Here is a 24,229-nt window from a genome sequence, read left to right as displayed (position 1 = left end):
ATCAAAGCAAGATGACCCGCCGCAGGTCCTGTCCGCCGGACCGGACTGTGGCCATCACAGGAGATATCCATGAGTGTCACCCCGCAAAGCCATGCGCAAACCACGCCCTTGAGCGCTGCTGAATACCGCAAGCGCATTTTCGCCATCCTCGGCGCCTCTTCCGGCAACCTGGTGGAATGGTTCGACTTCTACGTCTATTCCTTCTGTGCGATCTATTTCGCACCGGCCTTCTTCCCCAAGGGCGATCCGACCACCCAGTTGCTCAATACCGCCGGCGTGTTCGCGGCCGGTTTCCTGATGCGTCCCATCGGCGGCTGGCTGTTCGGTCGCATCGCCGACAAGCATGGCCGCAAGACCTCCATGCTGATCTCGGTGCTGATGATGTGCGGCGGCTCGCTGGCCGTGGCCGTCCTGCCGACCTATGCCACCATCGGTGCCTGGGCGCCGGCGCTGCTGCTCTTGGCGCGCCTGTTCCAGGGTCTGTCGGTGGGCGGTGAATATGGCACCTCCGCGACCTACATGAGTGAAGTGGCGCCCAATGGCCGCCGTGGCTTCTTCGCCTCCTTCCAGTACGTGACGCTCATCGGTGGCCAGTTGCTGGCCGTGCTGGTGCTGTTCGCCATGCAGCAGTGGCTGACCAAGGCCGAGCTGATGGCCTGGGGCTGGCGCATTCCCTTCGTGCTGGGCGCGGTCGGTGCGCTGGTGGCGATGTATCTGCGCAGCTCGCTGGCCGAGACCTCTTCGGCCGGTGCCCGCAAGAAGAAGGAAGCCGGTACCCTCAAGGGCTTGCTGCAGCACAAGCGCGCCTTCCTGAACGTGGTGGGCTTCACCGCCGGCGGCTCGCTGATGTTCTACACCTTCACCACCTACATGCAGAAGTATCTGGTCAACACCGCCGGCATGGACCCGAAGATGGCCAATGGTGTCATGACCGGCGCGCTGTTCGTCTACATGATCCTGCAACCGATCTTCGGTGCCCTCTCCGACAAGATCGGCCGCCGCAACTCCATGCTGTGCTTCGCCTTCTTCGGCATGATCGGTACCTTCCCCATCCTGCACTTCCTGAAAGACGTCAGCAGCCCCGGCGTGGCCATGGCGCTGGCCATCCTGGCGCTGACCATCGTCAGCTTCTATACCTCCATCAGCGGCCTGATCAAGGCCGAGATGTTCCCGCCGGAAGTGCGCGCCCTGGGCGTGGGCCTGTCTTATGCGGTGGGCAATGCCATCTTCGGCGGTTCGGCCGAATTCGTGGCGCTGTCGCTGAAGTCGGCGGGGGTGGAATCGGCCTTCTACTGGTACGTCAGTGCACTGTGCCTGGTGGCGCTGATCATCAGCCTGCGCATGCCGGATCCGCAACGTGACGGTCACCTCAAGGGCGATGTCTCCATGAACCCGGACGACGAGCACGGCGACGCCGCTGCCGCTGCCGGCAAGCTGCACAAGCCGGCCTGATCGTGCCCGCCGTTGCGCCACTGCCTGCGGTGGCGCGCGGCGCGTTATGATGATGCCTTCAACGCGGCGCCCTGCGGGGCGCCGCGCTGTTTTCTTCCGTTCTCTTCATGCGCGCACGACGAAACCTGCTGATCCTGACCCTGTTCCTGGCGGCCACCCTGCTGGTCTGCGGGTTGACCTATCGCGTGGCGCTGGGCCGGGCCGAGAGCGACCAGCAGGCCCTGGCCGCCGCGCAGTTGCAGATCGCCGCGCTGGATCTGGAGTCGATCCTGCAGAAATATGAAGCCTTGCCCTTTGCGCTGGGCTTCCAGTCCGATGTGCGCCAGGTCTTGCAGCATCCCGAGGATGCGTTCTCGGTGGACCGCCTCAATCGTGCCTTCAAGACCATCCAGCAACAGTCGCGTGCGGTCAATATCTTCATGCTCAACCGTCACGGCGTGACGCTGGCCTCCAGCAACTGGGATGAGGAATTCAGCTATGTCGGGCGCGACTTCGGTTTCCGCCCCTACTTCCGCGAAGCCATCCAGGGGCGGGCAGGGCGCTTCTATGGTATCGGCAACATTTCCAGCGAGCCGGGCTACTTCATCGCCCAGCCCGTCTATCGGCGCCAGGACCAGGCCGAGGGCGACCTGCCCATTGGGGTGATGGTGGTCAAGGTGGACCTGGCGGAGTTCGAGCATACCTGGCGCAGCAGCAATGATCCGATCACGCTCACTGATGCCGGTGGTGTGGTGTTTCTGAGCAATCGTCCTGAATGGAAGTATCACAGCCTGCAAGCCCTGAGCGCGCCGGTACAGCGCGAGCTGGAGGGCACCCACCAGTATGCAGACCTGCCCATCACGCCCGTGACGACGCTGCCGCCGGCCTTGCAGCGCGGATTCGGCATGCACGTGTCGCGCCCGGTGGGGCGGCTGGGATGGAAGTTGATGCTGTTTCCGTCAAAGGCACGCATGCAGCGGTCCGCGATGCAGTCGACCATGGCGGCGGCACTGTTGATGCTGGCGCTGGCCATCTCGCTGTTGGCCTGGTACCAGCACCGGCGCCGCTTGCAGGAACGACTGGCCTCGCGCAACGCCCTGCGCCGTGCTGCCGAGGAACTGGACCAGAAGATCGCCCAGCGTACCGGGGAACTGACCGCGGCCAACCAGGCCATCGCGGCCAAGTACGCCAAGCTGCAGCAGACCGAGAGCCTGTTGCGCACTACCCAGGACGAGCTGGTGCAGGCCGGCAAGCTGGCCATGCTGGGCCAGATGGCGGCGGGCATGACGCATGAACTGAACCAGCCTTTGGCGGCCATCCGTGCCTTTGCCGACAACTCGGTGAAATTCCTGGCGCGGGGCCAGACCGCCCAAGTGGCCGAGAACCTGGAACACATCAGCCATGCCAGTGCCAGCATGGGCAAGATCATCGGCCAGTTGAAGGGGTTTGCGCGCAAGAGCGGCCAGGCCGTGGCGGTGGTCGACCTGCGCCAGGCCGTGGAGACCTCGGTACGGCTGCTTTCCAGCGACTTCCAGAAGCAGGAAGTGGAAACCCGCATCGACATGCCGCTGACCGTGCAGGTGACCGGAGACGCTGTGCGCACCGAGCAGGTCATCGTCAATCTCTTGCGCAATGCCCTCGATGCGGTCGAGGAGGCGCCCCGCAAGTGTGTCTGCGTGATGCTGGAGGTCGATACGGCACGCCAGCAGGCAGTGCTGCGCATTCGCGATTCCGGCGCGGGCATTGCCGACGAGGTCGTGCCGCATCTGTTCGAGCCCTTCTTCACGACCAAGTCGTCGAGCAAGGGGCTGGGCTTGGGACTGACGATTTCGTCCTCCATCGTGCAGGCCATGAACGGTCAACTGAGTGCGCATAATCATGAACAAGGCGGCGCGGAATTCGTGGTGCGCCTGCCCCTGCTGAAGACGGAGAATGGATCTGATGGATAAACACGCCGCTGCCCCCAGCGCCCTGCTGATCGAAGATGAACAGGCGGTGCGCCGTGCCACGGCCCAGGCACTGGAGCTGGAGGGCTTTACGGTGAGCGCCTGCGCCAGCGCCGAAGAGGCCCTGCCGCTGCTGACCCGCGATTTCCCGGGCGTGCTGGTGACCGATGTACGCCTGCCTGGCTGGTCCGGCTTGCAGGTGCTGGCCCATGTCATGCAGATCGATCCGGACCTGCCGGTGATCGTCGTGACCGGTCATGGCGATGTCAGCATGGCGGTGGAGGCCATGCGTGCCGGGGCCTATGACTTCGTGGAGAAGCCCTTCGGTTCGGACAGTCTGCTCGAGATCGCCCTGCGCGCCCAGGAGAAGCGCAGTCTGGTCCTGGAAAACCGCCGCCTGCGCGAGGCCTGGGCGCACGACCCGGAGCTGCCGCCGCTGGTGGGCCAGTCACCTGCCATCGAGCGCGTGCGTACGCTCATCCGCAGCCTCGGTCCGGCCGATGTGGATGTGCTCATCAATGGCCAGACCGGCAGCGGCAAGGAAGTGGTGGCGCGCCAGCTGCATGCCGCCAGTGCCCGCAAGGGCCCCTTCGTGGCGCTGAACTGCGGGGCCTTGCCGGAAACGGTGTTCGAGAGCGAGATCTTCGGTCATGAGGCCGGGGCCTTCACCGGTGCCCAGAAGCGCCGCATCGGCAAGCTGGAATATGCGCATGGCGGCACGCTCTTCCTCGATGAAATCGAGAGCATGCCGCTGGCGTTGCAGGTCAAGCTCTTGCGCGTGCTGCAGGAGCGGCGCCTGGAACGCTTGGGCGGCAACGAGTCCGTGGCCATTGATTGCCGGGTGGTGGCGGCCAGCAAGGTCGATCTGCTCAAGCTCTCCGCCGAGGGACAGTTCCGTGAAGACCTGTATTACCGTATCGGCGTGGTTTCCATCGACCTGCCGGCCTTGAACCAGCGTGGCAGTGATATCCCGCTGTTGCTGGCGCATTTCTGCCAGGCGGCCGCGATGCGCTACCGGCGAGAGATACCGGCCTGGACGGCGGCGCAGATGCAGCAATGGCAGCAGCGCGAATGGCCGGGCAATGTGCGCGAACTGCGCAACTTTGCCGACCGCTGGGTATTGGGAGTGGAACAGATCGCTGCCGTGGGGGGCTCGGCATCCTTGACGCTGTCCCTGCCGGAACAGGTGGAGCAATTCGAGGCCGGGATGATCGCCACGGCGCTCAGGGAGAGCGAGGGCAGTGTCGCGCAGGCCGCCGAGCGGCTGGGCATCCCGAAGAAGACGCTTTACGACAAGATCCGCAAATATCAGCTGGCGTCCGCTTGAGACTGCTACGTACGTAAAAAACGCCGCTGCGGTGATGCTGCGCTGCGGCGTCATTGCCCTCTGCAGGACTTGCTTGCGCAAGCGCTGCGAGGGGCTTTGGACTCAGTCCTTCTGGTACTGCGGTGAACGCGGACCATACAACAGTCCGTTGGTGCTGCCCGCGCGCAGCAGGCGGTTGCTGGTCACGCTGGCCATCTTGTAGCTGGCATCGGTGGTGGTGCTGATGATCTGGTTGACCACGGCCGAGATCAGCATGCCCAACAGGCCATTGTTCTGGTTCTGGCGCTGCTCTGCGCTGGAGGCGCTGGCCGAGCCCTGCCACAGCGTCTTGCCCGAACGCAGGTCGACCAGCTTGGCATCGGCGGCCACCACCGTATCGCTCTGCACCACCTTGTAGGAGGTGCCGTAGTCGGTGATGTTGATGTACAGCGCAGCGTCGGCACCGAAGATGTCATGCAGCTTCTTGACCGGCACCTCGTGGATGTCGGCGGCGTTGGCCAGGCCGTTCTGCTTGAAGGTCTCCGCCGCCAGGGAGACCGGGATCACGTAGTAACCCGATTCCGCCAGGGGTAGCGTGGCCTGCGCGAGCATGCCGTAGGGAGCGATGACTTCGGAAGAGCTGTTCATCGGTGGCAGCACCAGGATCGAGGCCGGACGCGCCGCCTTGAACTCGGCGTAGTCATACGGTTGCTGTTTGTGGGTGGCGCAGCCCGAGGCCAGCAGGACCAGCAGCAGGGCGCCCAGTGCCTTGAATTTGTTGATCATCATTTGCTCAGTCCCTTCTTGTAGTTGCGCATCAGGAAGTCCATATACGGTGCCGATTCCGGGAACAGCGCCTTTTCGGTCTGCAGTTCCTGGACCAGTTGGTCTTCCTTGCCGATGGAGGCATACAGCATGCCCAGGTGGGCGTGGTAGCCCGGCGGCACGGCCTCGTTGTTGGCGCGCATCTTCTGCAGGTTTTCTTCCAGCGCGGCGATCTCGGCTTCATTGCCGTTGCCTTCCGTCTTGAAGTGTTCGTACAGCTGGTCCTGATAATTGCCCCAGCCGTAGAGGGACTTCTGCTGGTGTTTGGCACAGCCGGAGAGGGCCAGCGCCAGGCCGAGGGCGAACCCGGCAGCGAGCTTCTTGTTCATCATGGTCGGTCTCTTGCGTTCGTGTTGGGGAGTCAGGGCTTCCATGCGCCGGAATCGATGCCGGTGACCAGGTTCTGCACCGCTTCGCGGATGGCCAGGTCGAGTACCTTGCCATTGAGCGTGGAGTCATAGCTGGCGGTGCCGCCGAAGCCGATGATCTCGCGGTTGTCCAGGCTGTATTCGCCTGCGCCCTGCGACGAGTACACCACCTGCGAGGTGTTCACGTCCACGATGTTGAGGTTGACCTTGGCATAGGCCACCTGTGACTTGCCACGACCGAGGATGCCAAACAGCTGGCGATCGCCGGTTTCCTTGCGGCCGAACTCGGTGACATCACCGGTGACCACGTAGTTGGCGCCCTTGAGGGACTGGGTCTGCTTGTTCAGCTTGGCTTCCTGGGCCAGTTCGCCCATGTTGTCGCGGTCCATCACGGAGAAGCGGTTGCTCTGCTGCAGATGGGTGATCAGGATGGTTTTGGCCTGTCCGCCCAGACGGTCCACGCCATCCGAGAAGATGCCGCGCAGATAGCTGGAGCGGTTATCGAACTTGCCGACGGCGATCGGGCTGCGCGCCCCCTGGTACACCTGCTTGGCGCTGGCCACCTGGGCCACCGGCAGACTGCGTGAATTCTCTGTGGCGCAACCCCCGAGCGCCGTTGCCATGGCGACTGCCGCCACGGTCGTGACATACCTGCTGAACATAGTTGTTTCCCCGAATTGTTGATATCGACAAGGGCAGCCCAACTGCCCTTCAAACACCTCGAAAGCGCCCGTGCCTTGCACACTGGCGAGTTTCGAGCCGGCAATTTTATCAGCGGACAGGAGCAAAATCTGTAGTAATTTGGCGATATCTTGATCAAATTTAACAAGACGGCGTCATTCCTGATGACGTTCATCATTGTGCGTCGCGGCCGCTGCAAGCGCCGATGATATGATCCGGCTCACGCGGACGCCGGGCGTCCATCTTCATCGAGAATCAAGGCCATTCCCTCATGCGCGACATCATCAATGGCTTCCTGCGTTTCCAGCAGGATGTCTTTCCTTCCCGTAAAGAGTTGTTCAAGAGCCTGGCGACCGGGCAGACCCCCAAGGCGCTGTTCATCTCCTGCTCGGACAGCCGCATGGTGCCCGAACTGGTGACCCAGCGCGAACCGGGCGACCTGTTCGTCATCCGCAATGCCGGCAACATCGTGCCCTCCTTCGGCCCCGAGCCGGGCGGCGTCAGTGCGACCGTGGAGTATGCGGTGGCACAGCTGAAGGTGTCGGACATCGTCATCTGCGGTCACTCCGATTGTGGCGCCATGACGGCGGTGGCCACCTGTGCCTGCCTGGACCACATGCCGGCGGTACGCAACTGGCTGCACCATACCGATGCCGCGCGGATGATCAATGAATCGCGTCACCACGAGACCGAGAAGGATCGCATCGATGGCATGGTGCGCGAGAACGTGATCGCCCAGCTCAACAACATCCGCACCCATCCTTCGGTGGCGGTGGCGCTGGCACAGGGCCGGCTGGGACTGCATGGCTGGGTCTACGACATCGAGACCGGCTCCATCCTGGCGCACGATACCGCCACCAATACCTTCGTGCCGCTGGCTCTGCATCCGGCGGCCAGCAGCGACCACTGAGACTGGCGGCGGGCGGCGCTCGCCTCAGCCCTCAGAGGTTGAGCATCTGCATGCTGGCTTCGGTGTAACGCTCGCCGGCGGCCGCGCCGCGCGGGAAGACCGCCTCCAGCGCCTGCAGATCTTCGGAAGAAAGCTTCACCGAAAACGCGCCCGCGTTTTCTTCCAGATAGCGGCGGCGCTTGGTGCCGGGAATGGGCACGACGTGCGGGTCCTGCGCCATCACCCAGGCCAGTGCCAGCTGGCTCGGTGTGCAGCCGTGCTGCGTTGCCATTTCCTTCACTTGTGCCACCAGCCGCAGGTTGCGGGCGAAATTCTCGCCCTGGAAGCGCGGATTGGTGCGGCGGAAATCATCCTCGGCCAGATCCTCGAAGCGCTGCAACGCACCGGTCAGGAAGCCCCGTCCCAGCGGACTGTAGGCCACGAAGCCGATGCCCAGCGCGCGGCAGGTGGCCAGCACATCCGTTTCAGGATCGCGCGTCCACAAGGAATATTCGCTCTGCAGGGCCGTCACCGGGTGTACCCGGTGGGCGCGCTCCAGAGTGGCCGAGGAGGCTTCGGACAAGCCGATGTAGCGGATCTTGCCGGCCTGCACCAGGTCCGCCAGCGCACCCATGGTGGTCTCGATGGGCGTGTTCGGATCGATGCGATGCTGGTAGTAGAGGTCGATGGTCTCGATGCCCAGGCGCTTGAGGCTGCCCTCCACGGCCTGGCGGATATAGGCCGGGCTGCCATCCACGCCGCGTGCAGATGGATGGGCCGGATCGCGCCGGATGCCGAACTTGGTGGCGATGAAGAACTTGTCGCGGCGGCCTTGGAGGGCGCGGCCGATCAGTTCTTCGTTGGTGTAGGGGCCATACATGTCGGCCGTGTCGAGCAGGTTGATGCCCAGTTCGAGGGCGCGGTCGAGGGTGGCCAGGGATTCGGCGTCGTCGCGCTGCGCATAGAAATCGCTCATGCCCATGCAGCCCAGGCCGATGGCCGAGACCAGCGGGCCGTTGCTGCCCAGGCGGCGGGTGCCGACGGGTGATTGCGCTGGCAGGTGCGAGGTGTGGGGTTGCGTCATGGTGTCATCCTTTCGGGTTGGGGAGCGGCGGCCTTGTCGCCAGCAGAGGTGGGCAGCGCAGCGCGTGCTTGCTGCTCCAGTTCGTCATACAGGGCCAGCTTGTGCTGCAGGACCGCCAGGTTCTCCTGCAACTCGGCCAGGGTATCTTGTACGCACAGCGTATGCGCCTGCAGCATGGCACGGCGCTGGCTGACGCTTTCCACCGTATTGCCGATGCGGCGTAGCTCGGCATAGCGCAGCATGGCGCGTACCGGCAGGCCGGTGGCCTTGAGCTTTTTCAAGAAGGCGATCCAGTTCAGGTCTTCCTGGGTGTAGCGGCGATGGCGGTTGTCGCGCCGCTCCACCGGGTCGAGCAGGCCGATGCGTTCGTAGTAGCGCAGGGTATGCACCGACAGGCCAGTGGCCTCGGACGCCTGGGCAATGGTGAGAGAAGTTGTCATGGCAGCCAGTCTAGAAGTTGGAGTGCGCTCCAAGTCAAGCGCTCCCGCCATTATCGGCATCCTGGTCGGAGTACGCTGGCAGCCAGTACAATGCGCGCTGCCTTCCCTTCTGTTCCGGAGATTTTCCGCATGCACATCGCTGCCGCCACCCAACTTCTGCTCGACGCCCGCCACAGTGGCCTGGCCCTGGACTGGCGCCGCCTGGCCGTGGGTGATGCCGAGACCGCCTATGCCGTGCAGGACGCGCAATTGCTGCGCCTGGGGCCGGTGGGCGGCTGGAAGGTCGGCAGCAAGGGTGATGGCAGCCTGCCCGGCTGTGCAGCGCTGCCGGCTTCGGGCATCGTGGCTTCGGGAAGCGAACTGCGCGGGCCGCAATGGCGCATGCGCGGGCTGGAAGTGGAGTTGGCCCTGCGGGTCGGGCGCGATTACGATCCCGGCGAGCAAGAGCCGGATGAAGCCGAGCTGCGCACGGTCTTCGATGCCATCCTGCCGGCCATCGAAGTGGTGGAGACGCGCCTGGGACATCCGCCCTGTACCAATCCCTGGGCCGGCATGGCCGACCTGCAAAGCCACGGTGCACTCATCATCGGTGCCGCCCAGCCGCTGCCTGCCACGCTTTCGTTGCGCCAGATCGTGGCCGGCCTGCACATCGACGGCCAGGAAATCATCCGTACCACCGGCGGCAATCCGGCCGAGCTGTGGACCATGCTGGGCTGGCTGACGCTGCATTGCGCGCGCCGTGGCCAGCCCTGGCGTGGCGGGCAGATCATCACCACCGGCTCCTGCACCGGCCTGCAGCTGGCGCGGGGAGGGCGGCTGGTGGCGGCGGCGCTCGAGGGCATCGGCGCGGTCTCGTTGAGCTTCGCCGCTTGAAGGGCTGGCCGTTTCTCAGCGCATGAGTTGGCCGATCAGGCGACCCACTTCCGCATGCACCGCATCGCGCCGCGCATCGGTGGCGGCGTTTTCGGTCAGGTAGACGGCAAACAGCAGCGGTGTGCCCTTGTCGGTCCACACCACTCCCACATCGTTGGCCGTGCCCAGGCGCCCGGTACCGGTCTTGTCGCCGACCTTCCAGCCCGCCGGCAGGCCGGCGCGCACACGCTGGTCGCCGGTCCGGTTGGCCACCAGCCACTGCGTGAGCTGCTGGCGCGAGGCCGGAGCAAGCGCATCGTCCAGCAGCAGCCGGCGCAGGTCGGCGGTCATCGCGGCCGGGGTCGTGGTATCGCGAGGGTCGCCAGGGACGGCTTCGTTGAGCGTGGGTTCATTGCGATCCAGCCGGGTGAGATCATCGCCCAACGTGCGCACGAATCGCGTCAGGCCGGCCGGACCGTTCATGCTGGCCAGCATGAGGTTGGCGGCGGTATTGTCCGAGAGGGTCATGGCCGCTTCGCACAACTGCGCCATCGACAGGCCGGCGCCGCCGGTGTGCTTGCCCGTCGTGGGCGAGTAGGGGACCAGGTCTTTCTGGTGATAAACGATGCGCCGGCTCAACTGCTCCTTGCCCTGATCCACGCGGTGCAACACGGCGGCTGCCGCAAGGAACTTGAAGGTACTGCACATGGGGAAGCGCTCATCGGCACGATAGCCCCAGTGGCGAGCACCGGCAGTATCCACCAGCGAAACGCCCAGGCGGCCGCCGATGTCGGCTTCCAGCCGCGACAGGGTATCGGTGAGTGTGGATGAGTCCACAGTTTTACTTGCAACTTGTGGTGCGGCCGCCCAGCTGCGGCTGATCAGGCCGGCCGTGGTCAGGGCGGCAACGGACAGGAAGTGGCGTCGTCCAGACATGGATTCTCCTCGATGAATGATGGCAACAGGGCTGCATCATAGGCAGTAGTCGTGGCGCTCACAATTCACGATAATTGGGTGCAAGCCCAAGAAAAACTGATGCCAGGAAATCCCATGTACCTGCCCCTCAATGCGCTGCGTGCCTTCGAAGTCTCGGCCCGCCACCTCTCCTTCACCCGCGCCGCCGAGGAATTGAGCGTGACCCAGACCGCCGTGAGCATGCAGGTCAAGAACCTGGAACAGCGTCTGGGCGTGGCGCTGTTTCGTCGTCTGCCGCGCGGATTGGCGTTGACCGATGAGGGGCTGGCGCTGCTACCGGTGGTGGCGCAATCCTTCGGGCGCATTGCCGACGTGCTGGCCCAGTTCGAAGATGGCCGCCGCCGCGAGGTCCTCACCGTCGGTGTGGTGGGTACTTTCGCCGTGGGCTGGCTGATGCCGCGCCTGCGTGAATTCCAGCAGCAGCATCCCTTCGTGGATCTGCGCCTGCTCACCAACAACAATCGTGTGGACCTGGCCGGGGAGGGGCTCGATTACGCGATCCGTTTTGGCGATGGTGCGTGGCACGGCACCGAGGCTGAACGTTTGTTCGAAGCGCCGCTGGCCCCGATGTGTGCCCCCGAGATCGCCGCGCGCTTGCGCGCGCCCTCCGACCTGGCGGCCGAGACCTTGCTGCGCTCCTATCGCAGCGATGAGTGGCGCCGCTGGTTTGCGGCAGCCGGTGTGCCTTGCCCGCCCTTGCGCGGCTTCGTATTTGATTCCTCGCTGGCGCTGGCCGAGGCCGCTGCGCAAGAGGCGGGAGTGGCCTTGCTGCCGGTACTGATGTTCGAGCGCGAACTGCGGCAGGGGCGCCTGCTCTGTCCCTTCGGGCAGCGCATCGTATTGGGTGCCTACTGGCTCACGCGCCTGAAGTCACGGCCGCAAACCGCTGCCATGGCGGCTTTCCGGGGATGGTTGCAGACACATGCGGAGGGCATGTAGGTGATGCTGAAGTGATGACTACGCGCAACAACCACAGCGATGTCAGAGAAATCCTGATGGACGTCCGGCCGTCCTGCACATAGAATAAATAATATAAACAATTTATACGGTTCGTGCCGGCCGTATGAATCAGGACCATGGACAGACCGGCACTGGCGGAAAAACCTTCGGGACCTGCCATCAGTCATTAGTGAAAGGGGGTAAGTCATGCGTTACTTCGCACAACTCTATCGCAAGCTGGTTGATTTTCTCAACGACTCCAGCGAGCTCGACACCGGATCGCACCGTGGTGCGCCGCATTGCTGCAGCCTCTATTCGGGTTTGTCGAGCATGTCGCAGGACGAGCAGCGTCACTGAGTTCGCGCTCACTGCGCCAGCTTCATCTGCCAACCCGGGCCGCGCCAGCGCCCCGGGTTTTTGTTTTTCTGTCGGGCCATCCCTTGCCTGTTGCCGTGGCAGCCGACACCCTGTGCCGTGGCGGCATTGTTTGAGATTAGGTGTTTTCTTTAATAAGTGTCGTCAGAAAATTCCTGCTAATCAAGCCGCTGAAGATGTAATACAGTCGCGCAACAGCCCGAGGCAGCATCGCGGCAAAGCACCTTTTCTCAAATGCAGATGGCACAACTCAAAAAAATCAGCATCAACGACTTGGCCGTGGGGATGTATTTCGCCGGCTTCGATGGCTCATGGATCGAGCATCCCTTCTGGCGCAGCAAGTTCAAGATCGAGCACGCAGCCGACGTAAGCCGGGCGCGCAGTGCCGGCTTCGAATTCTGCTGGATCGATCTGTCACTGGGGCGCGATGTCATTGCTCACCAGCCCATCGAGGACGTGGCCGTTGTGCCACCTGCGCCGGTCACTGCGGAGGAGGAGTATCGCAATGAACTCAACGAAGCCTTGCGGCTCTACGAGAGTGCCAAGGAATCGACCCGGCAGATGTTCCGGCAGGCCCGTCTGGGCAAGACCCTGGATGTCGAGAAATGCCAGGACCTGGTGGAGGAAATCGCCGCCTCGGTCACGCGCAATTCGAACGCCCTGCTCAGCATCATCCGCCTCAAGCGCGCCGATGAATACACCTACCTGCACTCCATCGCCGTCTGTACCATGATGGTGGCGCTGGCGCGCACCCTGGGCATGGACAGCACGGCCTGCAAGGAAGCCGGACTGTCCGGCTACCTGCATGACGTAGGCAAGGCCTTTATTCCGCTGGAGGTACTGAACAAGCCGGGCAAACTGACCGACCAGGAATTTCGTATCATCCAGCGCCACCCCACGCTGGGTTATGAATACCTGAGCGGCTTCGCCGGCGTACCGGACTATGTCCTCGACGTGTGCCTGCATCATCACGAAAAGGTCGATGGCACCGGTTACCCGGGGCGCCAGCAGGGCAACCAGATCGGCCTGTATTCGCGCATGGCCGCCGTGTGCGACGTGTACGACGCCGTCACCTCCGATCGCACCTACAAGTCCGCCTGGGATCCGGCCGAGTCACTGGCCCGCATGGCGACCTGGCAGGGGCACTTCGACCGTCCCATCTTCCTGACCTTCGTCAAGACGCTGGGCATCTATCCCGTCGGGTCCATCGTCAAGCTGCGCTCTGGCCGTACAGCGCTGGTCATTCGCCAGAACCAGAAGGATCTCACCCGGCCTGTGGTCAAGGCGTTTGCAACGGCCGTGTCGATCGAGGCCCTGGAGAGCGAGATCATCGACCTGTCCGCACCGGACCAGGAGGATGCCATCAGTGAGCGCAGCGGGCAGGACTGGATCCGCAGCAACGGGCTGGTGCTGGACTCACTCAAGGCACTGGTGGAGGGCGGCGAGAGCCCGGGAGAGGCCAGGCCTTAGGGCCTGGTCACGTTGAATCTACTCGTAGATTTCATGGGAACAGGCCTTGGTCCTCAGCGCGAGCCGAGGATATGTGCGATGCGTTCCTCATTGGCCGGATGGCTGGAGAGATAACGCGCGGCCGGGCCATCCTTGTCCATCTCTCCCAGCTTCTCGAACACCAGCGCCAGCTTCTGACGCGGCAGGCCATTGGCCTTGAACATGGCAATGGCGTAATCATCGGCCTCGCGTTCGATGTCGCGCGAATACTTCAGATCCAGCAACACCGTGGGGATGTTGGCCAGCACCGCCGAGACATCGCCAAACAGAGCGGTGGCCATGGCGGCAATGGCCGAACTCTGGATCAGTCGCCGCATCAGGTGGCGGCGGTGCACATGGCCCAGTTCGTGGGCCAATACCCCCATGAGGGCATCATCATCGTCCAGCAACTGCACGATCTCGTCAGTGACCACGATCTGCCCGGAGGGCAGGGCGAAGGCATTGGGCCCGATGCGGCTCTTGCGAAACACGATCTCGTAATCGGGCGCATCCGGCAGCGGCGTCGTCATGGCGCGAAAGCGCGCCGTGATGGCCCGCGCACGATGCGCATCGAGCCGGCTGGGTGACAGCACCCTCGTATCGAGGAAGTCCAGCGTGTCCTGTCCGACCTGGCGATCCACCGACACCGGCAGCATGGCGGTGATGCCCTGGGCCGCCAGCGGCAGCAGATAGAGGTAGCTCAGGACCACCACCGCCACCAGGACCGCGCAGGCCGTCAGTGCGTGGAACCAGCTCTGCTGCAGCCGCACCACCAGTGAATCGCGCTGGCCGATCCCGCGCAGCAAGGCGCTGAAGGCCGCGCCATCGATGATCTCCAGATAGGCACCATCGGGGAAGCTGACCTTGCGCGCCGCGCGGTTCAGGCGCTCGGAAACGTGCAACCCGGCAATCGGGCAATCCCGCTCCACCTCCCCGCGTACCTGGGCCACGCCGCCGCTGACGGTGAGCGTGACCAGGTAGCGTCTCGAGGTCTTGCCATCGTAATAGGAAGCCGAGACTGTCATGGCTTACATCGACAGGTCGAAGTCGAGCAGATCGCCCAGGCCCTCGCCGGTCGCCGAGCCGGGCGATTCGCTGGAAGCGATGAAGTCGTCCAGGCTGCCTGCCGGCAGCAAGGTAAGCGACTCGATGCGATAGCGCATCATGCGTACCTGCGCGAAGGGTGTGAACAGCCCCAGCGTCACGGCAATGCCCAGCACGTTGGTCAGCAGGATAACCGCCGTGCGGCCCCAGCGCATGCGGCTCTGGAAGCGATGTTCACCCAGGCGGGTATTGTTCCAGACCAGGTTCTGCAGCAGCGTCAGCCACAGCGGAATGATCAGGAAGGACCAGACGTAGAGGGCCAGCAGCATGAGCGCGAAGGCCAGGATCGAACCTGCGCCCGACTCGATCGCCCGGAACAAGGCCATGCCGCCAAAGCTGATGACGATGAGCGCCGAGCCGGCGATCCAGCCACCGATGCCGGCCAGGTAGGCCAGGTAGAACGCGCCGACCGAACCATGGAAGGAGAAGTGGGTGGAGCCGAAGCGCGTCTCATTGTGCTGGAAGCGCTTGAAGCGCTGTGCTGCCATCGGCATGAGCAGCCCCACGCTGAAGCCGCCGATCATCGGCCACAGCAGGAAGTTCTTGAAGGCACCGCCGAAGCTGCCGCGAAAACCGAAGCGGATGCCGCGATAGCTGGTGTTGTAGAGCTTGAATTGCAGGCTGCGCCAGATCAGCCAGGGGCTGGCCAACATGAGGATCAGCGCGGCGATCAGGCCAAGCAGGATGTTGATGTAGCCGGCGAGCTGGTAAGCCACCAGCAGTACCACGGCCAGGATGCGTCCCTTGAGGATGGCCACGGGATTGCCGTGATAGTCGAAGCTGGCCCCGGCCACCGAGGTGTTGTCGTAGAAGTAGCGCAGTCGGCGCACCTTGGCCCAGGCGGAATAGATGCCCAGCGTCACCACGGACAGCAGCAGGTTGACGATCCAGATACGGAAATATTCGGAACCGCGCCCGCTGAAGGAAAACGCCTGTGGTGCACGGTGATCGGCAGAATCGCGCAGGGCGGTGGCAAAGGTGCCCGGCTCATTGGATGCAGACGGAGGAGGGACGGCGGCGTCAGGCAAATCGGAATGGTCGTTCATGGAAACTCTTGTGTTGGTCGTTGTATGGAAGAGGTCTGCCGATGGGGTCGGGCAAGAATCCATTGCTCGCAAGTAAAAGTCAAGTTGGCGGGCATCTCCATGTGACTTGTATGGATTTTGTAGGGGTGCACCTCGCATTTTTTCGAGCCTCATTGGTCTGGCCTTCTGCAGAAATGCACTGTTTGTGCGAACATTGCTGCCCACATGCGGTCAAGGCAAGGGCATGGCGGCGGCGCCAACAGCGCGGCCTCGCAGCAATGATTGTCCGCATTCGCGCCAAACAAAAGTTTCCTGAGCGTCGCCTGGTCTCCACGCCCGGCGACGTTTGCCAACCAAAGGAGCCTCCATCCATGTCCACGTCCTGGAACACCGCCGCCATCGCCGAGAAGCTCGGCATTCCTGTCACCGACCTCGGCATCGAGACCATCGCCCACAGCGCCGATGGCATCGATTACGAAAGCGTGCTCCTCTACAACAAGGCGCAAGCCCCGGTCTCCGGTGTACTGAGCGTTCCCAATTACTTCGGGCTGCGCCAGCAGGCGCTGGAAATCGCCGCCACCACCATCGGTGCGGGCCATGCCATCCTGGTGGCCGATGTGTTCGGCAAGACCCTGCGTCCGGGTAATCCGGACGAAGCTCTGGCGGCCATCATCCCGCTCAAGAAGGATCGCGCCGAACTGCGCAAGCGCATGCACGGCGCGCTCAACGTCTTGCGCGAGCAGTCCTTCGTCAAGCTCGATGCGTCCAGGCTGGGCGCCTGCGGTTTCTGTTTCGGTGGCACGGCGGCGCTGGAGCTGGCGCGTGATGGCGCTGAGCTGCGCGGCACGGTCTCGCTGCATGGTGCGCTCGATACCCCGGCCCCGGCCGAGAGCAAGATCAAGGGCGCAGTACTGGTGCTGCACGGCGTGCAGGATCCGTCGGTGCCACGCGATCAGGTCAATGGCTTCATCGACGAGATGAGCGCCCTGAAGATCGACTGGCAACTGGTCAACTATGGTCAGGCAGGCCATTCCTTCACCGATCCGGATGCCAACCATCCCGGCTTCTTCTACCACCGCCAGACCGCCGAGCGCGCCGCTGTCGCCTTGCAGGATTTCTTCGGCGAAGTGCTGGCCTGATGTAAATCAGGCACCGCAGGGCGGCAGTCCTGCCGGTCTGAGTCTCACCCTGTGCGGCTGCGCCCGACGACACCGCACAGGGGCTACACCATAACAAGAAGAGAACGCGTCCATTCGGCACGCAGGGGAGCTTCATCCTTGCATGGCGTGTTGCCAGCGTCCCGCATACCCTCGTCAAATCCCACGTCCAAAGGATACTCATGTCACAAGATAAAGAGCCCAGGCGGCGCTTCCTGCGCCAGGTGTTGGCCATCGTCCCAGCCGCGACCACGCTAGGCGGCGCCACCACCGCAGCAGTCAGCCAACCGGCAATGGCCGACAGCAGCGAGCCGGGCAAGGCCCGCGCCTACACCCCCAGCTACTTCACCGGGCCCGAATGGGCCTTCCTCAACGCCGCCGTCGATCATCTCATCCCCTCGGACCAGTACGGTGCCGGTGCACTGGAGACCGGCGTGCCCGAGTTCATCGACCGCCAGATGGAAACGCCCTATGGCGCCGGCAAGCTGTGGTACATGCAGGGTCCTTTTCACCCGGACAGCGCGCCTGAACTGGGCTACCAGCTCTCGCTGGTACCGCGCGACATCTATCGCCAGGGCATTGCCGCCTGCAATGACTGGTGCAGCAAGAACCACGGCAAGGTCTTCGCCGAACTCGACAAGGCCAAGCAGCTGGAAGTACTCAAGATGATGGAAGGCGGCAAGATCAGCTTCGATACGGTGCCGGCCAAGACCTTCTTCAGCTTCATGCTGGGCAATACCAAGGAAGGTTATTTCGCCGACCCGATGTACGGCGGCAACCAGAAGATGGGCGGCTGGAAGATGGTCGGCTTCCCCGGTGCGCGTGCCGATTACGCCGACTGGGTGGACCAATACAACGTCAAGTATCCATACGGCCCCGTGTCGATTCTGGGAGAGAAGGGCTGATCATGGCTATCAAAAAAGACAAAGTGGATGTAGTGATGGTGGGCCTGGGCTGGACCGGCTCCATCATGGGCATGGAGCTCACCGAAGCCGGCCTGAACGTGCTGGCGCTGGAGCGTGGCGACATGCGTGACACCAACACCGACACGCCGTATCCGAAGGCGGTCGATGAACTGAAATACTCGGTGCGTGGCGCGTTGTTCCAGGACCTCTCGCGCGAGACCGTGACGATCCGCCATGCGCTCTCCGATGTGGCGGTGCCGTATCGTCAGCATGGCTCCTTCCTCTTGGGTGATGGCGTGGGCGGTGCCGGTTTCCACTGGAACGGCATGATGTACCGCAACCTGCCTGAAGAACTGGAAATGCGCTCCCACTACGAGCAGAAGTACGGCAAGAAATTCATCCCCGAGGACATGACCATCCAGGACCATGGCGTGACCTACAAGGAACTGGAGCCGTTCTACGATTTCTCGGAAAAGGTCATGGCCGTCTCCGGCAAGGCCGGCAATCTGAAGGGGAAGATCGTGCCCGGTGGCAATCCGCTGGAAGCCGAGCGCAGCGATGAATTCCCGACCCCGCCGCTGCAATACCAGTACGCTGCTTCGCTGGTGGAGAAGGCCATGCGCGATGTCGGCTACCACCCCTATCCCGCGCCGGCGGCCAATGCCTCGCAGCCCTTCACCAATCCGTACGGCGTACGCATCGGCCCCTGCAACTACTGCGGCTTCTGCGAGAACTACGGTTGCTACATGTATTCGAAGGCTTCGCCACAGACCACCATCCTGCCGGTGCTGTTGAAGCGCAAGAACTTCGAAGTGCGTACCAAGGCGCAGGTCATCAAGGTCAACCTGGATGCCTCCGGCAAGCGCGCTACCGGCGTCACCTACATCGATGCCCAGGGCCGCGAGGTCGAGCAGCCGGCCGATCTGGTGCTGCTGACCGCGTTCCAGACCCACAACGTGCGCCTGCTGCTGCTCTCGGGCATTGGCAAGCCGTATGACCCGGTCACTGGTGAAGGCGTGGTCGGCAAGAACTTCGCCTACCAGTACAACGGGGGCATCAACGTGGTCATGCCCAAGGGGACCCAGTTCAATCCCTTCATCGGCACCGGTGCCGGTGGCGTGGGCATGGACGACCTCAACGGTGACCAGTTCGATCACGGTCCGCTGGGCTTCATCGGCGGCGCCTCGATCCGTCACGTGCGCACCGGTGGTCGGCCCATCAAGCAGGCCGGCACCATGCCCGGCGAGAAGGTCCCCAGCTGGGGTTCGGAATGGAAGGCCAGCGTGCAGGACAGCTATCAGCGCACGCTCACCATCGGCATGTCCGGTTCGGTGATGGCTTATCGCGACTGCTACCTGTCGCTGGACCCGACCTACAAGGATGCCAACGGCCAGCCGCTGCTGCGCCTGACCCTGAACTGGAAGGAAAACGAAGGCAAGATGCTGACCTACATCGCAGGCCAGATGGAGAAGGTCGGCCAGGCCATGAATCCGGAAAAGGTCATCAAGGCCGTACGCAAGACCGGTTCGTCCTGGGATACCCGGGTCTATCAGTCGACTCACCTGACCGGCGGCGCGATCATGGGAACGACGCCCAAGAACAGCGTGGTCAACAAGTATCTGCAAAGCTGGGACGTGCCCAACGTGTTCGTCTACGGGGCCTGTGCCTTCCCGCAGAACATGGGTTACAACCCGACCGGGCTGGTCACGGCGCTGGCGTATCACTCCGCCAGGGCCATTCGTGAGCAGTATCTGAAAAACCCCGGCCCGCTGGTGCAGGCATAAGGATGACGACCATGATCAAGCATTATTTCATCGCCGCCTGCGCGGCAGTCATGTCGCTGTCCGCGTTGTCCGCAGCGGCGCAAAGCAATCCGGCAGCGCCCTCGGCTGATCAGCAGCTGGTGCAGCGCGGCGAGTACCTGGCCAAGGCCGGGGACTGCGTGGCCTGCCACACCGCCAAGGGCGGCAAGCCTTTTGCGGGCGGCTTGCCCATTGCCACGCCCATCGGCACGGTGTATTCCTCCAACATCACGCCGGACAAGGAACACGGTATAGGCAACTACAGCGAAGAGGATTTCGACCAAGCCCTGCGTCACGGCATCCGCAAGGATGGTGCGTCGCTCTATCCGGCCATGCCGTATCCCTCCTACGCCAAGGTCAAGCCGGCTGACGTGAAGGCACTGTATGCCTATTTCATGAAGGGCGTGCAGGCCGATCCCGCACCCAATCGCGGTGTGGACATCACCTGGCCGTTGTCGATGCGCTGGCCGCTATCGGTGTGGCGCAAGGTCTTTGCACCGGCCGTAGCGGTCGATGGTCCCGAGGACAATAGTCCCCTGGTCCGTGGCCAATACCTGGTCGAGGGCCTGGGACACTGTGGCGCCTGCCATACCCCGCGTGGCGTGGGCATGCAGGAGAAGGCGCTGTCCAATGACAGCAGCCAGTTCCTCTCCGGTGGTGTCGTCGATGGCTACCTGGCCAACAACCTGCGCGGGGATGCCCGTGATGGTCTGGGCAACTGGAGCGAGGCCGATATCGTGGCCTTCCTCAAGACCGGCCGCAACAGCCATTCCGCTGCCTTTGGCGGCATGGCCGACGTGGTGGCCAACAGTACCCAGTACATGACCGAGGGAGATCTCTCTGCCATGGCCAAGTACCTGAAGTCCTTGAAGGCGGTGAAGGAAGGCACGCCAGCCCTGGCCTATGACGACAAGACCCACCAGGCCTTGCGCAAAGGCAGCGACCAGAGCCCGGGCGCCATGGCGTTCCTGAACAACTGCGCGGCCTGCCACCGCAGCAGCGGCAAGGGCTATGAAGAAACCTTCCCGACCCTGGCCTTGTCGCCGACTGTCAATGCCGAGAACCCGGCTTCGCTGATCCGCATCGTGCTGGAAGGCGCTGAAATGCCCTGGACCCACAAGGCCCCGACGCAATTCGCCATGCCGGGCTTTGCCAGCCGTTTGTCAGACCAGGAAGTGGCCGATGTCGTCACCTTCATCCGCAGTAGCTGGGGCAACCAGGCATCATCGGTGAATGCGTCCGATGTGGCCAAGGTGCGCAAGCAGCTGCCGGAAAAGAAGACGGTGGAGGCGAATGCAGCAGTGACCACGCCTTAAGCCTTTGAATATGTCGCCAGGCTTTTTGAATAGCTCTTCGAGAGTTTAGTTGAAGGTCAATTACAAAAAAGGAGCCCAAATCTTCATCGATTTGGGCTCTTTTTATTTCGTAATTGAGTCGACTGCCTACCGGATATGCTTGTAAGTATTCTAGAAATACAATTTTTATTGGTTGAAGTTACAATTTGAAGGTAATTAAAAATTAAGTGAAATTTGTTTAAATATTTTTAAGGGGTGGGTCATGTGGGAGAGGAGCGTTAATTCTGTTACTGAAAGCTTGTTGGCACCTTTTAAGAAGCGCCTTAGCGGCGCAGCGGGCGATGTAAGGGAGCTTGTTGCATTGGTAGATTTTCATCTGCGAATTCTTTATACCCTTTCGATAGCAGATAGTCGTTCTAACGGCATTGCTTCGATAAAGGTGATTGGTACTCCCGGTTTCGGTACTATGGCTGCCGTTGTGCGGCAAGCTGCGAAAGAAAGTAAGGAAGTAACGAAGTCCGCATGGTCCGAAAGGATTAGGCTGAGCGCCGCCGAGTCTCTGAACGAAATTGATAGCTTTAAATTGGCCAAACGCTATAAGTCGTTCAAGACTATGCGTGATCAACTTTCCCATGGCCACGCGCTTCCAAGTGACGATGCACTGGTACAGGAGATCATTCAAAGCTTGACCGTGATCACTAGAAACCTCCAGGTCATTCTTAACAAGCACTTTGCCGACTGCAGCTTTGAGTGGAAAGAAAATTACTTACGAATTTTTGCTACAAGCAAAAAGGACTCGCTGGATGTAGATGGGTTATGGCAGTACGTTGAACACAACGATACTGCGGCTATTTATTCTCACTCTTCGCAAGATTCGATCTTCTATATAGCAGTTGGCGGCGAAATTTTGTCCGAGAGTGAAAGCGGTAGGATCAAGAGGTTTCAGACGCAGCTTTTAGTGGAGAAAAAAAATACCAATGGCGACTTAGGACGTTTGGTAAAAGAAATATTGCGCGATGTTTCTGCTTTTACTGAAGACTATTCAGCACCTAGCTTCTTTTTTGGAGATGAGTCCGACGCTGGCCATCTCTATGTTCCTTGGACTCGTTCGACAAGCGATGGGAATCAGGCTCGAATTGATGCTTTTCGAATCGGTCCGGATAACAGAAGGGAATGGAAAGTACCTAAGTCCGATGATCGTTGGGTGTCCTATTCTGAGTTCATGCGCGAAATTGCTAATTGGCCTATTCTTGCTCGCCGAATTGGCATCGGGTTGGAGAGCTTTAGCAAGAGTAGGCGCGACGAGGAGCTGTCTCGATTAGGTATCACTCAGAATAGTAAGCATCGTGGGCCGTCTAAGTTGAGGGAGGTTAATGAAGACTTGAATTCCCAGGAGCAAAGCAACGGTCATTCTTTCGATCTTAAAGAGCGGGTCGACGATGCGTGTGAACGTATGAAGCCTTCTACTGCAGTATATTTCGTTGTTGGTCAGGCGGGTTTAGGGAAGACCGACTTGATGTTGTCAATGGCGAAAAATAGAGCCGAAGAGATAGCTGTTAATCCTGATCTAAAGAAGCCCCTCTTTTTATTTGTTTCCTCCACAGGTAGAACGCTCGCTAGTTTGGAAGATGCCGTGAATGGATCATTGAATATAACTAAGTTGCTCTCCAGTCACGGGGCAAAAGCGTTATGTCGAAATGGTTTGCTGGTTCTTCTGGTCGACGGTTTCGATGAGTTACTTGGCAGCAGTGGATACCAAAACGCATTAGGATCTCTTGAACCTTGGTTTAAAGAGCTTGGTGGGCGTGGAGTTTTGGTTGCATCGGCACGCTCATCTTACTATCTCACGCAATATAGACGTTCCTTGGCGGAAACGAAGGATCTTAATGTTGACCACACGTTGGTCGAATTACAGCCTTGGTCACGAGCAGATACGCAAGATTACCTGACTGTGGGCGGCGTCCCCACTACTTCCTTATCTCGACTTGATGATAAGGAATGGAAAATCCTCAGCATCCCTTTCTTCTCAAAAGCCTTTGTCGCCTGGTTTGAGAAAAATGCCGATAAGGGCGTACCCCCCTCTATCTTCGATATAGTCGTAGATCAATATCTCGAACGAGAGGCGATTAAGCTTGATGATCCGCATCAAGGATCTTTGCTTACCAGGGAGGAACTACAAAGTCTTTTTGCCGAAATAGCAGAGATGATGCAGTTGGATAAGGTCCGAGAAATTGAACAGGACGATTTGATTTCGTGTGCCCAACAAACCATTGGGGCAAACTCCCTTGAATCTGTGCGGCCTGGTCTAAGTCGACGGCTGTCTTCGTTGTGTGGCTTAGGAGTTGACTCTGAAGGCGGAAAGCCGAATCAATTTGGTTTTTCTCACGAAGTCTTGTTTGACTGTTTCCTTTCAGCGGCGCTTTCTCGAAGTGTTGCTTACGACGTTAGCGCAAATTACTTTGAAAATATTCTTAATAGAAGCAAGATCAATACATCCGTTTTTGAATGGATTTTTCAGAGGAATCCAGAGGCAATAAGTAAGATTTCAAAAAGAATAAACTTCTCGATTAATCGAAAAAATGAAAGTGATATTTTTGCTGAGAATTTGGGTTCGCTATGGATAACCATGCTTCAGCGCGGAGGAAATATTCCTCCCACTGAAAGAGTCGAAGGGGTCAGGCTAGGGGATCTTTCGTTGTCAAATGTGGGTTGGAAAAATTTGGTAATTAAACGAAGCTCTATTAAACGTCTGGAAATTCCAGAGTCGGGTGATTTTTTGGTTGAACTAAGTCACGTCGATATAGATATTCTATTTTGCGCTAGTGCTGCCCAGTTAAAAAAGGTTGTGACTGGCCTTGATAAATCTGAAATTCGATGCATCCACATACAGGATAAATTTGAAGACAATCCTGTCAGGGTGCGTAAAGCCCTTTCAGACTTTGGATTAGTTCCAAATAGTGAAACAAATGCGCCTTCGGAACTATACGAAGCCGCCGAATTTTTCCTAACGAAAATAATCGCACGACCAGATATTCAGATCGTTGTGAACAGAGACGATTGGCTGACAGATGATCATAGGCTTTCGTGGACGCACCGAATGGGTAATGATATTTGGACGGATTTTTTAACCTATTTGCTTGAATATGAGCTGGCCCGGTGGGAGCAACGAGCCACTGCTGGTAAGGCTAAGAACCGTCTTGTTTTCAACGTCCCGTTGACATCAATCCTTCGAAAGGAGCCCGTACCACTCAATATCAGAAATTTTTGGGATTTCTGTCAGAAGGGGCCTTGATCTAATTTTTGTAGGTTAAATGAATGGTAGCTAATACCGTGGGGCGATAG

At 60.7% G+C, this 24,229-nt stretch carries 21 protein-coding genes; 13 read left to right on the top strand and 8 right to left on the bottom strand.

Annotated elements, in window-relative coordinates; translation table 11 throughout:
- Window positions 1-69 precede the first annotated feature (69 nt).
- From HWE01_RS16095 to HWE01_RS16085, 3 genes are all read left to right on the top strand, one after another.
- Window positions 70-1,452 carry an MFS family transporter gene (locus HWE01_RS16095; protein ID WP_008331010.1) on the top strand — a complete coding sequence of 461 codons (1,383 nt, stop codon included), beginning with the start codon at window positions 70-72 and terminating at the stop codon, window positions 1,450-1,452.
- 107 nt (window positions 1,453-1,559) lie between these two features.
- Window positions 1,560-3,380 carry a sensor histidine kinase gene (locus HWE01_RS16090; protein ID WP_241822328.1) on the top strand — a complete coding sequence of 607 codons (1,821 nt, stop codon included), beginning with the start codon at window positions 1,560-1,562 and terminating at the stop codon, window positions 3,378-3,380.
- Window positions 3,373-4,704, top strand: coding sequence for a sigma-54-dependent transcriptional regulator (locus HWE01_RS16085; RefSeq protein ID WP_241822327.1), 1,332 nt, complete (start codon window positions 3,373-3,375; stop codon window positions 4,702-4,704). The genes HWE01_RS16090 and HWE01_RS16085 overlap by 8 nt, the downstream gene beginning before the upstream one ends.
- Before the next feature lie 102 nt (window positions 4,705-4,806).
- On the opposite strand, the gene HWE01_RS16080 is transcribed toward HWE01_RS16085, so the two are convergent.
- The 3 genes from HWE01_RS16080 to HWE01_RS16070 are packed head-to-tail and all read right to left on the bottom strand — an operon-like array spanning window position 4,807 to window position 6,538.
- Window positions 4,807-5,472 carry a DUF799 domain-containing protein gene (locus HWE01_RS16080; RefSeq protein WP_034350810.1) on the bottom strand — a complete coding sequence of 222 codons (666 nt, stop codon included), beginning with the start codon at window positions 5,470-5,472 and terminating at the stop codon, window positions 4,807-4,809.
- A complete protein-coding gene (locus HWE01_RS16075; protein ID WP_008331002.1) occupies window positions 5,469-5,840 on the bottom strand; it encodes a DUF4810 domain-containing protein in 372 nt (123 codons plus the stop codon). Before HWE01_RS16075 ends, HWE01_RS16080 begins: the two co-directional genes overlap by 4 nt.
- A 29-nt stretch (window positions 5,841-5,869) precedes the next feature.
- The gene (locus tag HWE01_RS16070; RefSeq protein WP_008331000.1) at window positions 5,870-6,538 is read right to left on the bottom strand and encodes a CsgG/HfaB family protein; all 669 of its coding nucleotides are present in this window, start codon (window positions 6,536-6,538) and stop codon (window positions 5,870-5,872) included.
- Window positions 6,539-6,828: 290 nt separating this feature from the next.
- Between HWE01_RS16070 and HWE01_RS16065 the strand changes: the two genes are divergently transcribed.
- Window positions 6,829-7,467 carry a carbonic anhydrase gene (locus HWE01_RS16065; RefSeq protein WP_008330998.1) on the top strand — a complete coding sequence of 213 codons (639 nt, stop codon included), beginning with the start codon at window positions 6,829-6,831 and terminating at the stop codon, window positions 7,465-7,467.
- Window positions 7,468-7,498: 31 nt separating this feature from the next.
- Here the strand turns inward: HWE01_RS16065 and HWE01_RS16060 are convergent, their stop codons facing one another.
- A complete protein-coding gene (locus HWE01_RS16060) occupies window positions 7,499-8,530 on the bottom strand; it encodes an aldo/keto reductase (RefSeq protein ID WP_241822326.1) in 1,032 nt (343 codons plus the stop codon).
- Entirely contained in the window at window positions 8,527-8,970 is a 444-nt protein-coding gene (locus tag HWE01_RS16055) for a MerR family transcriptional regulator (RefSeq protein ID WP_241822325.1), read from the bottom strand. Before HWE01_RS16055 ends, HWE01_RS16060 begins: the two co-directional genes overlap by 4 nt.
- 129 nt (window positions 8,971-9,099) lie before the next feature.
- On the opposite strand from HWE01_RS16055, the gene HWE01_RS16050 reads away from it, so the two are divergent.
- Window positions 9,100-9,843, top strand: coding sequence for a hydratase (locus HWE01_RS16050; RefSeq protein WP_241822324.1), 744 nt, complete (start codon window positions 9,100-9,102; stop codon window positions 9,841-9,843).
- A gap of 15 nt (window positions 9,844-9,858) precedes the next feature.
- Here the strand turns inward: HWE01_RS16050 and bla are convergent, their stop codons facing one another.
- On the bottom strand, window positions 9,859-10,758 hold the full coding sequence (gene bla, locus HWE01_RS16045) for a class A beta-lactamase (RefSeq protein WP_241822323.1): 900 nt from the start codon (window positions 10,756-10,758) through the stop codon (window positions 9,859-9,861).
- A 114-nt stretch (window positions 10,759-10,872) separates the two neighbouring features.
- On the opposite strand from bla, the gene HWE01_RS16040 reads away from it, so the two are divergent.
- The 3 genes from HWE01_RS16040 to HWE01_RS16030 all read left to right on the top strand — a co-directional run bounded on the left by HWE01_RS16040 (window position 10,873) and on the right by HWE01_RS16030 (window position 13,581).
- A complete protein-coding gene (locus tag HWE01_RS16040) occupies window positions 10,873-11,736 on the top strand; it encodes a LysR family transcriptional regulator (protein ID WP_008330993.1) in 864 nt (287 codons plus the stop codon).
- Window positions 11,737-11,943: 207 nt separating this feature from the next.
- Entirely contained in the window at window positions 11,944-12,093 is a 150-nt protein-coding gene (locus tag HWE01_RS16035) for a hypothetical protein (protein ID WP_008330992.1), read from the top strand.
- 258 nt (window positions 12,094-12,351) lie between these two features.
- Window positions 12,352-13,581, top strand: a complete 1,230-nt coding sequence (locus tag HWE01_RS16030) for an HD-GYP domain-containing protein (protein ID WP_034351158.1) — start codon at window positions 12,352-12,354, stop codon at window positions 13,579-13,581.
- Between the two features lie 53 nt (window positions 13,582-13,634).
- On the opposite strand, the gene HWE01_RS16025 is transcribed toward HWE01_RS16030, so the two are convergent.
- Together HWE01_RS16025 and HWE01_RS16020 are read right to left on the bottom strand one after the other, a co-directional pair.
- A complete protein-coding gene (locus HWE01_RS16025) occupies window positions 13,635-14,624 on the bottom strand; it encodes a M48 family metallopeptidase (RefSeq protein WP_241822322.1) in 990 nt (329 codons plus the stop codon).
- Window positions 14,625-14,627: 3 nt separating this feature from the next.
- Window positions 14,628-15,749, bottom strand: coding sequence for a YjgN family protein (locus tag HWE01_RS16020; RefSeq protein WP_241822321.1), 1,122 nt, complete (start codon window positions 15,747-15,749; stop codon window positions 14,628-14,630).
- A 350-nt stretch (window positions 15,750-16,099) separates the two neighbouring features.
- Here HWE01_RS16020 and HWE01_RS16015 point away from each other — a divergent pair, with 350 nt between their 5' ends.
- The 5 genes from HWE01_RS16015 (at window position 16,100) to HWE01_RS15995 (ending at window position 24,179) form a co-directional block, all read left to right on the top strand.
- Entirely contained in the window at window positions 16,100-16,867 is a 768-nt protein-coding gene (locus tag HWE01_RS16015) for a dienelactone hydrolase family protein (RefSeq protein ID WP_241822320.1), read from the top strand.
- A gap of 200 nt (window positions 16,868-17,067) precedes the next feature.
- Entirely contained in the window at window positions 17,068-17,790 is a 723-nt protein-coding gene (locus HWE01_RS16010; RefSeq protein WP_241822319.1) for a gluconate 2-dehydrogenase subunit 3 family protein, read from the top strand.
- A 2-nt stretch (window positions 17,791-17,792) separates the two neighbouring features.
- Complete coding sequence (locus HWE01_RS16005; RefSeq protein WP_034350806.1) at window positions 17,793-19,574, top strand: GMC family oxidoreductase; 1,782 nt, start codon at window positions 17,793-17,795, stop codon at window positions 19,572-19,574.
- Window positions 19,575-19,585: 11 nt separating this feature from the next.
- On the top strand, window positions 19,586-20,908 hold the full coding sequence (locus HWE01_RS16000) for a c-type cytochrome (protein ID WP_241822318.1): 1,323 nt from the start codon (window positions 19,586-19,588) through the stop codon (window positions 20,906-20,908).
- A 241-nt stretch (window positions 20,909-21,149) separates the two neighbouring features.
- Window positions 21,150-24,179 carry an NACHT domain-containing protein gene (locus HWE01_RS15995; protein ID WP_241822317.1) on the top strand — a complete coding sequence of 1,010 codons (3,030 nt, stop codon included), beginning with the start codon at window positions 21,150-21,152 and terminating at the stop codon, window positions 24,177-24,179.
- Window positions 24,180-24,229 lie beyond the last annotated feature (50 nt).

The sequence above is a fragment of the Herbaspirillum sp. C7C8 genome, assembly GCF_022627875.1.
GTDB lineage: Bacteria > Pseudomonadota > Gammaproteobacteria > Burkholderiales > Burkholderiaceae_D > Herbaspirillum.
Note: the sequence above shows the minus strand (reverse complement) of the source record. Positions and strands in the feature narration are given on the sequence as shown.

What these genes read in the sequence shown, in the direction of transcription:
- HWE01_RS16030 (WP_034351158.1), top strand. Translation starts at nt 12,352, where the DNA reads ATGGCACAACTCAAAAAAATCAGCATCAACGACTTGGCCGTGGGGATG.
- HWE01_RS16095 (WP_008331010.1), top strand. Translation starts at nt 70, where the DNA reads ATGAGTGTCACCCCGCAAAGCCATGCGCAAACCACGCCCTTGAGCGCT.
- HWE01_RS16070 (WP_008331000.1), bottom strand. Translation starts at nt 6,538, where the DNA reads ATGTTCAGCAGGTATGTCACGACCGTGGCGGCAGTCGCCATGGCAACG.
- HWE01_RS16040 (WP_008330993.1), top strand. Translation starts at nt 10,873, where the DNA reads ATGTACCTGCCCCTCAATGCGCTGCGTGCCTTCGAAGTCTCGGCCCGC.
- HWE01_RS16020 (WP_241822321.1), bottom strand. Translation starts at nt 15,749, where the DNA reads ATGAACGACCATTCCGATTTGCCTGACGCCGCCGTCCCTCCTCCGTCT.
- HWE01_RS16090 (WP_241822328.1), top strand. Translation starts at nt 1,560, where the DNA reads ATGCGCGCACGACGAAACCTGCTGATCCTGACCCTGTTCCTGGCGGCC.
- HWE01_RS15995 (WP_241822317.1), top strand. Translation starts at nt 21,150, where the DNA reads ATGTGGGAGAGGAGCGTTAATTCTGTTACTGAAAGCTTGTTGGCACCT.
- HWE01_RS16065 (WP_008330998.1), top strand. Translation starts at nt 6,829, where the DNA reads ATGCGCGACATCATCAATGGCTTCCTGCGTTTCCAGCAGGATGTCTTT.
- HWE01_RS16060 (WP_241822326.1), bottom strand. Translation starts at nt 8,530, where the DNA reads ATGACGCAACCCCACACCTCGCACCTGCCAGCGCAATCACCCGTCGGC.
- HWE01_RS16080 (WP_034350810.1), bottom strand. Translation starts at nt 5,472, where the DNA reads ATGATGATCAACAAATTCAAGGCACTGGGCGCCCTGCTGCTGGTCCTG.
- HWE01_RS16010 (WP_241822319.1), top strand. Translation starts at nt 17,068, where the DNA reads ATGTCACAAGATAAAGAGCCCAGGCGGCGCTTCCTGCGCCAGGTGTTG.
- HWE01_RS16005 (WP_034350806.1), top strand. Translation starts at nt 17,793, where the DNA reads ATGGCTATCAAAAAAGACAAAGTGGATGTAGTGATGGTGGGCCTGGGC.
- HWE01_RS16000 (WP_241822318.1), top strand. Translation starts at nt 19,586, where the DNA reads ATGATCAAGCATTATTTCATCGCCGCCTGCGCGGCAGTCATGTCGCTG.
- HWE01_RS16050 (WP_241822324.1), top strand. Translation starts at nt 9,100, where the DNA reads ATGCACATCGCTGCCGCCACCCAACTTCTGCTCGACGCCCGCCACAGT.
- HWE01_RS16085 (WP_241822327.1), top strand. Translation starts at nt 3,373, where the DNA reads ATGGATAAACACGCCGCTGCCCCCAGCGCCCTGCTGATCGAAGATGAA.
- HWE01_RS16055 (WP_241822325.1), bottom strand. Translation starts at nt 8,970, where the DNA reads ATGACAACTTCTCTCACCATTGCCCAGGCGTCCGAGGCCACTGGCCTG.
- HWE01_RS16015 (WP_241822320.1), top strand. Translation starts at nt 16,100, where the DNA reads ATGTCCACGTCCTGGAACACCGCCGCCATCGCCGAGAAGCTCGGCATT.
- HWE01_RS16035 (WP_008330992.1), top strand. Translation starts at nt 11,944, where the DNA reads ATGCGTTACTTCGCACAACTCTATCGCAAGCTGGTTGATTTTCTCAAC.
- bla (WP_241822323.1), bottom strand. Translation starts at nt 10,758, where the DNA reads ATGTCTGGACGACGCCACTTCCTGTCCGTTGCCGCCCTGACCACGGCC.
- HWE01_RS16025 (WP_241822322.1), bottom strand. Translation starts at nt 14,624, where the DNA reads ATGACAGTCTCGGCTTCCTATTACGATGGCAAGACCTCGAGACGCTAC.
- HWE01_RS16075 (WP_008331002.1), bottom strand. Translation starts at nt 5,840, where the DNA reads ATGATGAACAAGAAGCTCGCTGCCGGGTTCGCCCTCGGCCTGGCGCTG.